The organism is Kitasatospora sp. MY 5-36, from assembly GCF_001182915.1.
In the GTDB taxonomy this organism is placed as follows: Bacteria; Actinomycetota; Actinomycetes; order Streptomycetales; family Streptomycetaceae; genus Kitasatospora.
Genome location: NZ_LFVW01000413.1, coordinates 1 through 10385, shown reverse-complemented (window position 1 = coordinate 10385; position 10385 = coordinate 1). Strand labels below are relative to the sequence as shown.

Annotated in this window: 8 protein-coding genes; 4 read left to right on the top strand and 4 right to left on the bottom strand. The window is 74.2% G+C overall.

Annotated features, from left to right (window positions below; translation table 11 throughout):
- Window positions 1–54 precede the first annotated feature (54 nt).
- A complete protein-coding gene (locus AE652_RS24840) occupies window positions 55–1269 on the top strand; it encodes an acetyl-CoA C-acetyltransferase (RefSeq protein ID WP_049655252.1) in 1215 nt (404 codons plus the stop codon).
- 93 nt (window positions 1270–1362) lie between these two features.
- On the top strand, window positions 1363–3588 hold the full coding sequence (locus AE652_RS24835) for a 3-hydroxyacyl-CoA dehydrogenase NAD-binding domain-containing protein (RefSeq protein ID WP_049655248.1): 2226 nt from the start codon (window positions 1363–1365) through the stop codon (window positions 3586–3588).
- 86 nt (window positions 3589–3674) lie between these two features.
- Here the strand turns inward: AE652_RS24835 and AE652_RS24830 are convergent, their stop codons facing one another.
- From AE652_RS24830 to AE652_RS24815, 4 genes are all read right to left on the bottom strand, one after another.
- On the bottom strand, window positions 3675–4454 hold the full coding sequence (locus tag AE652_RS24830) for a MerR family transcriptional regulator (RefSeq protein WP_049655245.1): 780 nt from the start codon (window positions 4452–4454) through the stop codon (window positions 3675–3677).
- A gap of 271 nt (window positions 4455–4725) precedes the next feature.
- Window positions 4726–5790, bottom strand: a complete 1065-nt coding sequence (locus tag AE652_RS24825) for an isopenicillin N synthase family oxygenase (RefSeq protein WP_049655244.1) — start codon at window positions 5788–5790, stop codon at window positions 4726–4728.
- 359 nt (window positions 5791–6149) lie between these two features.
- Complete coding sequence (locus AE652_RS24820; protein WP_049655241.1) at window positions 6150–6797, bottom strand: response regulator transcription factor; 648 nt, start codon at window positions 6795–6797, stop codon at window positions 6150–6152.
- On the bottom strand, window positions 6749–8197 hold the full coding sequence (locus AE652_RS24815) for a histidine kinase (RefSeq protein ID WP_053112232.1): 1449 nt from the start codon (window positions 8195–8197) through the stop codon (window positions 6749–6751). Before AE652_RS24815 ends, AE652_RS24820 begins: the two co-directional genes overlap by 49 nt.
- A gap of 301 nt (window positions 8198–8498) precedes the next feature.
- Between AE652_RS24815 and AE652_RS24810 the strand changes: the two genes are divergently transcribed.
- Both AE652_RS24810 and AE652_RS24805 read left to right on the top strand, forming a co-directional pair.
- A complete protein-coding gene (locus tag AE652_RS24810; RefSeq protein WP_234348522.1) occupies window positions 8499–9212 on the top strand; it encodes an ABC transporter ATP-binding protein in 714 nt (237 codons plus the stop codon).
- On the top strand, window positions 9209–10385 hold a 1177-nt coding region (locus AE652_RS24805; RefSeq protein ID WP_049655239.1), incomplete at its 3' end, for an FtsX-like permease family protein. The genes AE652_RS24810 and AE652_RS24805, both read left to right, overlap by 4 nt.

Here is a 10385-nt window from a genome sequence, read left to right as displayed (position 1 = left end):
CCCGCCCCGAATAAGCCCCCCCGCCCCGAAAACCCGCTGAAAGGCGTTCCCACCGTGACCACCGAAGCGTACGTCTACGACGCGATCCGCACCCCGCGCGGCCGGGGCAAGGCCACCGGCTCGCTGCACGGCACCAAGCCGATCGACCTGGTCGTCGGCCTGATCCACGAACTGCGCGGCCGCTACCCCGGGTTGGACCCGGCCGCGATCGACGACATCGTGCTCGGCGTGGTCAGCCCGGTCGGCGACCAGGGCTCCGACATCGCCCGGATCGCGGCCATCGCGGCCGGCCTGCCCGACACCGTCGCCGGCGTCCAGGAGAACCGCTTCTGCGCCTCCGGCCTGGAAGCCGTCAACCTGGCCGCCGCCAAGGTCCGTTCCGGCTGGGAGGACCTGGTCCTGGCCGGCGGCGTGGAGTCGATGTCCCGGGTGAAGATGGCCTCCGACGGCGGCGCCTGGTTCGCCGACCCGATGACCGCGTACGAGACCGATTTCGCCCCGCAGGGCATCGGCGCCGACCTCATCGCCACCATCGAGGGCTTCTCCCGCACCGACGTGGACGCCTTCGCCGCCGAGTCCCAGGCCCGCGCCGCCAAGGCCCAGGCGGACGGCCTGTTCGACCGCTCGGTCGTCCCGGTGCGCGACCGCAACGGCCTGGTCGTGCTGGAGCGCGACGAGTTCATCCGCCCCGGCACCACCGTCGAGACCCTGGCCGGCCTCAAGCCCTCCTTCGCCGCCATCGGCGAGGCCGGCGGCTTCGACGCCGTCGCCCTCCAGAAGTACCACTGGGTCGAGGCCATCGACCACGTCCACCACGCGGGCAACTCCTCCGGCATCGTGGACGGCGCCGCGCTGGTGGCCATCGGCAACCGCGAGGTCGGCGAGCGGTACGGGCTGCGCCCGCGCGCCCGGATCGTCTCCGCCGCCGTCTCCGGCTCCGAGCCGACCATCATGCTCACCGGCCCCGCCCCGGCCACCCGCAAGGCGCTCGCCAAGGCCGGGCTCACCGCCGCCGACATCGACCTGGTCGAGATCAACGAGGCCTTCGCCGCGGTCGCCCTCCGCTTCATCCGCGAACTCGGCTTCCGCCACGACCAGGTGAACGTCAACGGCGGCGCGATCGCGCTCGGCCACCCGCTCGGCGCCACCGGCGCGATGCTGCTCGGCACCGTGGTCGACGAACTGGAGCGGCGCGACCTGCGCTACGGCCTGATCACCCTCTGCGTGGGCGGCGGCATGGGCATCGCCACCATCGTCGAGCGCATCTGAGTCCACGCGTCGCCCGCCGCCTCCCTTCGTGGGACACGCCGCGCGTGGTACCTCCCTCTGCAGACCGGTAGACCGGTAGACCTGGAGAACTTGATGAGCGACACCACCACCATCCGCTGGGAGCAGGACCAGGACGGCGTGGTCACCCTCGTCCTCGACGACCCCACCCAGTCCGTCAACACCATGAACGAGGCCTTCACCGCCGACTTCGAGACCGTCGTCGGGCGGCTCGCCGCCCTGGCCGCCGCGGACGCGCTGCGCGGCGTGGTGATCGCCTCCGGCAAGAAGACCTTCTTCGCCGGGGGAGACCTGCGGATGCTCTCCGCCGCCCGACCCGAGGACGCCGAGGCCGTCTTCGAGAAGTCGATGCGGATCAAGCGCGCGCTGCGCACCCTGGAGACCCTCGGCAAGCCGGTCGTCGCCGCCGTCAACGGCAGTGCGCTCGGCGGCGGCCTGGAGCTCGCCCTCGCCTGCCACCACCGGATCGCGCTCGACACCCCGGCCAGCCGGATCGGCCTGCCCGAGGTCACCCTCGGCCTGCTGCCGGGCGGCGGCGGAGTGGTCCGTACGGTCCGGCTGTTCGGCATCACCGACGCCCTGCTGAAGTTCCTCCTCCAGGGCCGCCAGTACCGCCCGGCGCAGGCGCTGGAGCACGGACTGGTGCACGAACTGGTCGACACCCCGGAGGAGTTGACCGCCCGCGCGAAGGCCTGGATCGAGGCCAACCCGACCGCCGTCCAGCCCTGGGACGTCAAGGGCTACAAGATCCCCGGCGGCACCCCGGCCACCCCGGCCTTCGCCGCCAACCTGCCCGCCTTCCCGGCCAACCTGCGCAAGCAGCTCAACGGCGCGCCCTACCCGGCCCCGCGCAACGTCCTGGCCGCCGCGGTGGAGAGCGCCCAGGTGGACGTCGACACCGCGATGACGATCGAGGCCCGCTACTTCACCGAGCTGGCCTGCGGGCAGACCAGCAAGAACATGATCCAGGCGCTGTTCTTCGACATGCAGGCGGTCAACTCCGGTGCCGGGCGCCCGAAGGGCGTCGAGAAGCGGCCGGTCCGCAAGGTCGCGGTGCTCGGCGCCGGGATGATGGGCGCGGGCATCGCCTACGCCTGCGCCAAGGCCGGCATCGAGGTCGTGCTCAAGGACGTCGGCATCGAGGCCGCCGAGCGCGGAAAGGCCTACTCCGAAGGGCTGTTGAACAAGGCCGTCGCGCGCGGGCGCTCCACCGAGGCCGACCGCGACGAGCTGCTGGCCCGGATCACCCCCACCGCCGAGGCCGCCGACCTGGCCGGCTGCGACGTGGTGATCGAGGCGGTCTTCGAGAACACCGAGCTCAAGCACAAGGTGTTCCAGGAGATCGAGGGCGTGGTCGGCCCCGACACGCTGCTCTGCTCCAACACGTCCACCCTGCCGATCGGCCTGCTCGCCGAAGGCGTCGAGCGCCAGGGCGACTTCATCGGGCTGCACTTCTTCTCGCCGGTCGACAAGATGCGCCTGGTCGAGATCATCCGCGGCCCGCGCACCGGCGACGAGGCGCTGGCCCGCGCCTTCGACCTGGTCCGGCAGATCGACCGCACCCCGATCGTGGTCAACGACTCCCGCGGCTTCTTCACCTCGCGGGTGATCGGCCAGTTCCTCAACGAGGGCGTCGCCATGGTCGGCGAGGGCATCCACCCGTCCAGCATCGAACAGGCCGCCGCCCAGGCCGGCTACCCGGCCAAGGTGCTCTCCCTGATGGACGAGCTGACCCTCACCCTGCCGCGCAAGATCCGCGACGAGTACCGGCGCTCGGTGGAGGCCGTCGGCGGCAGCTGGACGCCGCACCCGGCGGACGCGGTGGTCGACCGGATGGTCGACGAGTTCGGCCGCCCGGGGCGCAGCGGCGGCGCGGGCTTCTACGAGTACGGCGAGGACGGCAGGCGCGGGCGGCTCTGGCCGGGGCTGCTGGAGCACTTCTCCGGTGCTCCGGCCGGTGCTTCCGCGGATGCCTCGGGTGGCGTTCCCGCTGGTGCTCCGGGTGACGTTTCGTTCGAGGACCTCAAGGAGCGGATGCTGTTCAGCGAGGCGCTCGACTCGGTGCGCTGCCTGGAGGAGGGCGTGCTGACCTCGGTCGCCGACGCCAACGTGGGCTCGATCCTCGGCATCGGCTTCCCGGCCTGGACGGGCGGCGTGTTCCAGTACATCAACGGGTACGAGGGCGGCCCGGCCGGCTTCGCGGCCCGCGCCCGCGAACTCGCCGCCGCGTACGGCGAGCGGTTCGCGCCGCCGGCGCTGCTGGAGCGGGTCGCGGCCGAGGGGCGGACCTTCACGGACTGACCGGTCGGCCTACCGGCCTACCGGCCTACCGATCTGCTGACCTGCTGACCTGCTCGGACTTGGGTGAGGCCGTGGCCCGTACGGCCTCACCCGGGTTCCAGGCCCGACTCCAGGCCCGACTCCTGGTCCGACTCCCGGCTCAGCTCCTCGCCCAGTTCCTCCCGCAGCGAGCGCTGGAATGCCGTGACCAGCGCCTGCGCCACCATCGGCTGGATGTGGTCCGTCAGCGCCCGCATCCGGGCCAGCTCGGCGGGCGCGGGCTCGCTCTCCCGGTACGGCTTCCACACCGTCTCGCGGAACAGCCGCTGCAACTCCCGTGCCGTCGCCCGGCTGTGCTCCAGCACCACCGCCCGGGCGGCCAGCAGCGTCTCCAGCGGGATCGGCACGTCCAGGATCCGCACGCCCAGCGGCAGCAGCCCGGGATCCACCCGGAACACCTCCGGATCCCGCGTCCGCTCCAGCGCCCCCATCGCGGCGAGCCGCTCGACCTGCCCCTCCGTCAGACCCCGCCCGGCCCGCCGCTCCAGCTGCGCCCGGGTGACCTCCTCCGGGGCCTCCGGCGTCCACGACGCCACCAGCGCACGGTGGATCGCCAGGTCCAGCGGCGTACTGTCCTCCGGCAACCGCGCCAGGTACCGCTCGATCGCGGCCAGCGTCAGGCCCTGCCGCTGCAACTCCTCGATCAGCTCCAGCCGGTCCAGGTGCGCCGCCCCGTACAGACCCACCCGCCGCGGCCCCAGCTCCGGCGGCGGCAGCAGCCCCTTCGTCCCGTAGAACCGCACCGTCCGCACCGTCACCCCGGCCCGCGCCGCCAGCTCGTCCACCGTCAGCCGCACTCCGCCCCCCACCCCGCCGTGCTCCCCCATCCGCCGCCTCCCGCGCTGGCACACTCCTGCTGTGACAGCAGCAGTGTGACAGTGGTGGGCGGGCCGGTCCACCGATGCGGGCGGCGGGCGGCGGGCGGCAGGCGGCAGGCGGCGGGCGGCGGGCGGCAGGCGAGCAGCGGGGGTGTGCGGGAGTGCGGACGCGTGCGGGCGCGTGGGGGCCGCTGACGCCGACGCCCCTGCCGTCCGCCGGGGGACCGGCTTCGGGCAGGGGCGTCGGGAGTGGGGCGTCGGGGTTGCGGCGGCCCGGGGGTCAGGCGAGGGCGGCGTGGTGGCGGCGGGTGACCTCGGGGTGAGCCCTGGTGTAGCCCTTCCACTCGTTGAGGCCGAAGTCGGCGAAGAGCGGGTTGGCCGGGTCGGCGGTGGCGCCGGGGGCGTGGTGGGCGAGGGGGAAGTCCAGCGGCTCGATGTGGGCGTCGAGGCGCGGGTTGTAGAAGAACGGCACCGAGAAGCGCTCGCGGGCGCCGACCGGGCTCACCACGCGGTGGTTGGTGGCCTTGAGGTAACCGTCCGTGGCTACCTCCAGCAGCTCGCCGAGGTTGACGACGAAGGCGCCGTCGAGCGGCGGGACCTCGAGGAAGGTGCCGTCCGCGCGCTCGACCTGGAGGCCGCCGACGGTGTCCTGCAGCAGCAGGGTGATGAAGCCGTAGTCCTTGTGGGCGCCGACGCCCTGGCCGGCGCCGTCCGGGGCGGTGCCGGGGTAGCGGACCAGCTTGAGGCGCAGGTGGGGGTGGCCGGCGAAGGCCTCGTCGTAGAAGTCGGGGCGGGCGCCGATCGCGGCGAGGAGTTCGTGCAGCAGGCGGCGGGCGACCGCGCCGAGGTGGTCGATCCAGCCGAGCGCGGCGGTGCGCAGCTCGGGGAGGGCCTCGGGCCACTGGTTGGGCCCCTCCAGCCACCAGTACGGGGGCTCGCCGCTGCCGGGAACGTGCGGGGGCAGCTCGGCGCCGATGTCCAGCTGGTCGCGCCAGTCCTGGCTGCCGCCGGTGCGCTCGTCGCCGGTGCGGGTGTAGCCCCGGTAGTGGGGGGAGTTGAGGTTGCTCACGGCGAGCCGGTCGGCCTCGGGGAGCGCGAAGAAGGCGCGCATGGCCCGGGCGAGCGCGGCCGTCTCCTCCGGGGTGACGCCGTGGCCGACCAGCTGGAAGAACCCGACGCCGGTGGCCGCGGCGCGGAGCTCGTCGTGCAGGCGGCGGCGGTCGTCCGGGCTGCCGTCGGCGAGCGAGAGGTCGATCACCGGGAGGGCGTCCGACGAGGGTGCCTGCGCCGAGGGGGAGCCGGTGCCGGTGCCGGTCTCGGATATGGGCGTGTACTGCTGCGTCATGTGTGACATCCGCTGGGTCTCGTCCCGGCTGGTCCCGGTGGTCGACCGGGGGCGGCCGGAGCTGTGCCTGGTGCGGCGGGTGCTCCGGGGCCGGGAGGTGGTGGCGGCCGGGCAGGGGTCGCCGTTGAGGGTGGGTGGCGCGAGGTTCAGCCGGAGCGTCGACAGGACATGGTCGTCACGCGGAGCAGGTCCACGTGGCGGCGGCGAACAAGGATGAGCACCCCACCAGCCTAATTGACCCGTTCTGCGGCAGGCGAGCCCCCTGCAGCGGAGGGCCACTCGCCATTTGTCGGTGATCTATCAAGTTGTGGGACGGTGGTGCCGGAGTGTGGGCGGTGGCGGCTCCTTTCGGGAGTCGTTCAGGAGTTGTTGAGGTAGGCCAGGACGGCCAGGACCCGGCGGTTGTCGTCGTCGGAGGGCTGGAGGTCGAGCCGGACGAAGATCGATGCGGTGTGCTTGGCGACGGCCCGCTCGGTGATCACCAGCTGCTGGGCGATCGCCGCATTGGACCGGCCCTCCGCCATCAGTCCGAGCACCTGCCGCTCGCGCGGGGAGAGCGTGGAGACCGGGCCGGCCGAGGAGTTGTGGGTGAGCAGCCGGGTGATCACCTCCGGATCCATCGCGGTGCCGCCCTGGGCGACCCGCCGTACGGCGTCGATGAACTGGGTGCCGTCCATCACCCGGTCCTTGAGCAGGTAGCCGATCCCGCCGGTGCTGCCGGCCAGCAGCTCGCGGGCGTACAGCTGCTCCACGAACTGCGACAGCACCAGGACGGGCAGGCCCGGGTGGGCCTGACGGGCCGCCAGCGCCGCCCGCAGCCCTTCGTCGGTGAAGCTCGGCGGCAGCCGGACGTCCACCACGGCGATGTCGGGCCGGTCCGCGGCCACCGCGGCGAGCAGCTGCTCGCCGTCCTCCACCGCCGCGGTGACCTTCATGCCGTTGGCCTCCAGCAGCCGGGTCAGTCCGTCCCGGAGGAGGAAGAGGTCTTCGGCGATGACAACGCGCACGGGATCTCCAGGTTCACGATGGTCGGCCCACCGGGCGGGCTGCTGATCGCGAGCACCCCGTCGAAGGCGGCCAGTCGGCGTTCGGTTCCGCTGAGGCCGGTCCCCCGGGACGGCTCGGCGCCGCCGCGCCCGTCGTCGGTGACCGATATCCGCAGCAGCCCGTCACTGTGCCCTATCTCGATCCACACCCGCGAGGCCCCGGCGTGCTTCACCACGTTGGCCAGCAGCTCCGTCACCGCGAAGTAGGCGGCCGACTCCACCGGGGCGGGAGCCCGGCCGGGCAGGCCGCCGGTGAAGCCGACCGGCAGCGGCAGGTCCAGTGCCGTCGCCCGCACCGCGTCGGCCAGGCCGCGGTCGGCGAGCACCGGGGGGTGGATCCCGCGGACCAGGTCCCGCAGCTCGCCCAGCGCCTTCACCGAGGACAGCCGGGCCTCGGCCAGCAGCGGCCCGAGGGCGTCCGGGTCGTCCTTCAGCTGCTCGGCCACGGTCAGCAGCATGCCCAGTGCGACCAGCCGGGCCTGCGCCCCGTCGTGCAGGTCCCGCTCGATCCGGCGCAGCTCGGCCGCGCCGGCGTCGATGGTGTCCGCCCTGGTCCGCGCGAGATGGCTGACCTGGCGGGCCAGCTCGGCCCGGCGGGAGGGCCCGAGCAGGGCCCGGGCGGCCTTCTCGTGGATCCGCAGGGCCGGCGGGGCGGCCCACAGGACGGCCAACGGGGCGATGGTCAGGCCCATCGAGTAGACGACGCCCAGGGCGAAGAACGGTCCGTTCCGGCCGAAGACCTCCAGGGCGACCGGGGTCAGCACGACGATCGCGGCGGTGAGCAGCACGGTGGCGCCGGTGAGCAGCGTCCAGGCGAAGTCCCGCCAGGTCGCCGGGTCGGTGAGCCAGCCGCCGGCCCGCAGTCGCGGCCAGGCCCCGGCGCGGACCGGCCGGCGGTACGGCACCGGTATCGGCCGCCCGCTCCACTTCCCGACGGTGCGCCTGCTCTCCGTCGCGATCCAGCGGGCGCCGAACAGCCCGAGCACCAGCAGTGCGGGCGCCAGCCAGACCGAACCGGACCGGCCGCCCGGCGCCGCACCGCCGTAGAGGTGGGCCGCCATCAGCGCTATCGTCCCCGGAGCGAACAGCGCGGCGCCGACCGCCCGGCCGCCGCCCCCGGTGGCCCAGCAGAGCGCCCACAGGGCGACCGGTGCCATCGGCACCGCCAGGATCAGCGGCCCGCCCGGGGTGAAGCCCCCGGGCTCGTCCGGACCGAACAGCGCGGAGGCCAGCAGGACCGGCCCCGCCAGCAGTGCGAGGAACCCCGTCACGGCCAGCGTCACCGCGTACCAGGCGCGCACCCCGTCCGCACACGCCCGGCCGACCCGCAGGGCCAGTCCGTTCAGCACTCCCGCGTCCATGACGCGCCCCCTCTCCCTTGCGCGGCCCCGCCCGGAGGCCGCGGTGCCGCGGCCCGAAGCCGCGGTTCCGAAGCTGTCGTTCCGGGGCCCCGCGGACCCCGGTTCCGATCTTTCGCTGGGTCAGTCTGCCCGGCCGGGGCCCCTGGTGCTCTAGGCCTGAACACCCAGTTCGGGGTGTATCTGGATACACCCCGCAGAGGCCGTCCAGACGGCTGTCGGCACCCCGCCGCCGATTCGTAGCGTGATGTTCCGTCAGCCGGCCCGGGCTTCCCGGGGCCGGACGCCCAACAGTGGAGGGCCCGTGAACGCGCCGATCATCCGGATCCGCGGCGTCAGCAAGACGTACGACCGATCCGACGCCGCCCGTCCCGCCCTGGCCGGGCTCGACCTGGAGGTCCGGGCCGGCGAGGCACTGGCCGTGCTCGGCCGTTCGGGCAGCGGCAAGTCCACCCTGCTGAACCTGATCGCCGGCCTCGACCGCCCGAGCGAGGGCGAGGTGGAGGTGGACGGCGTCGCCGTGCACCGGCTCGGCGAGGCCGCGCTGGCCGAGTACCGGCGGGCGCGGATCGGCATGGTGTTCCAGTTCTTCAACCTGCTGGACGACCTGACCGCGGAGGACAACGTGCTGCTCCCGGCCCAGCTGGCCGGGATGCGGCGGGAGCAGGCGCGGGCCCGGGCCGGGGAGCTGCTGGAGCGGCTGGGGGTGGCCCGGCACGCCAAGGCCTTCCCCGGTCGGCTCTCCGGCGGGGAGCGCCAGCGGGTCGCGGTCGCCCGGGCGCTGATGAACCGTCCGCCGCTGCTGCTGGCCGACGAGCCCACCGGGGCGCTGGACACCGCCTCCGCCGCCGACGTCCGCGACCTGCTGCGCGGGCTCAACGCGGAGGGCCAGACGATCCTGCTGGTCACCCATGACACCGCGCTCGCCGAGGCCTGCGCCGACCGGACGATCGAACTGCTCGACGGCCGGCTGGTCCGGGACACGGCGGCCGTGCCGGCACCGGGCGGTGGCCGATGAGCGCGCTCGGCAAGGTGGTGCGCGCCGGGGTCGGCCGCCGGCGGGTGCAGACCCTGGTGATGGTGCTCACCACGATGGTGTCCGTGACGGCGTGCATCCTCGCGCTCGGGCTGCTGGTCGCCGCCCAGGGCCCGTACCAGCGCTCCTTCGCCGACCAGCGCGGCGCCCACCTCAACGTGCTGTACGACCAGGCCAGGGCGAGCCCCGCCCAGCTCGCCGCGACGACCCACGCGCCCGGCGTGACGGCCTCGGCCGGCCCCTACCAGGCGGTCGCCGTCCAGCCGCGCTCCGGCCCCGATACCCGGATCCCGCCGGCCGGGAGCCCGCTGCCGCCGATGACGCTGGTCGGCCGCGCCCAGGACGGCCCGCTGGACGGCCTGCGGATCACCAAAGGCCGCTGGGTCGCCGGCCCCGGCGAGGTGGTGTTCCTGGACGGGCACTCGCCGCTGGCGGTCGGCGACAGCATGGAGTTCCCGGAGCTGCCGGGGCATCCGATGCTCAAGGTCGTCGGCCTGGCGGCCTCGGTCTCCTGGAGCGCGGACGGCTGGGTCGCCCCGGAGCAGGTGGCCGGGCTGACGGTGCCCGGCACGGAGCCCTCCGTCCAGTACCTCTACCGCTTCGCCCACGCCGGCGGCGACGCCGAGGTGGAGGCCGACCGTGCCGCACTGGCCGCCGCGGTCCCGGGCGGGGCGCTCGCCAGGGCCACCTCCTACCGGCCCGCCCAGGAGGAGGCGAACCGGACGGCCTCGACCTTCGTCCCGTTCGTCACGGCCTTCGGGGTGCTCGGCCTGGCCATGTCGGTGCTGATCATCGGAGTCGTGGTCAGCGGCGCCGTCAGCGCCGCCACCCGGCGGATCGGCATCCTCAAGTCCCTGGGCTTCGCCCCGGCCCAGGTGGCGCGCGCCTACGTCGGCCAGGCGCTGATACCCGCCGGGGTCGGCACGGCGCTCGGTGTGCTCCTCGGCAACCTGCTGTCCGTACCGGTCCTCGGGCTGGCTCACAAGGCCCTGCGCGGCGGGTTGCTCGGCATCCCGGTCTGGGTGGACGTCGTGGTCGCGGTGGCGGCCCTGGGGGCGGTGGCGGGCACCGCGCTGGTACCGGCGCTGCGGGCCGGGCGGCTGCGGACGGTGGAGGCGCTCGCGGTCGGCCGGACGGCGCCGGGCGCCAAGCGGG

Coding starts and splice junctions, on each gene's coding strand:
- AE652_RS24835 (WP_049655248.1), top strand. CDS start 1,363: ATGAGCGACACCACCACCATCCGCTGGGAGCAGGACCAGGACGGCGTG.
- AE652_RS24830 (WP_049655245.1), bottom strand. CDS start 4,454: ATGGGGGAGCACGGCGGGGTGGGGGGCGGAGTGCGGCTGACGGTGGAC.
- AE652_RS24815 (WP_053112232.1), bottom strand. CDS start 8,197: ATGGACGCGGGAGTGCTGAACGGACTGGCCCTGCGGGTCGGCCGGGCG.
- AE652_RS24825 (WP_049655244.1), bottom strand. CDS start 5,790: ATGACGCAGCAGTACACGCCCATATCCGAGACCGGCACCGGCACCGGC.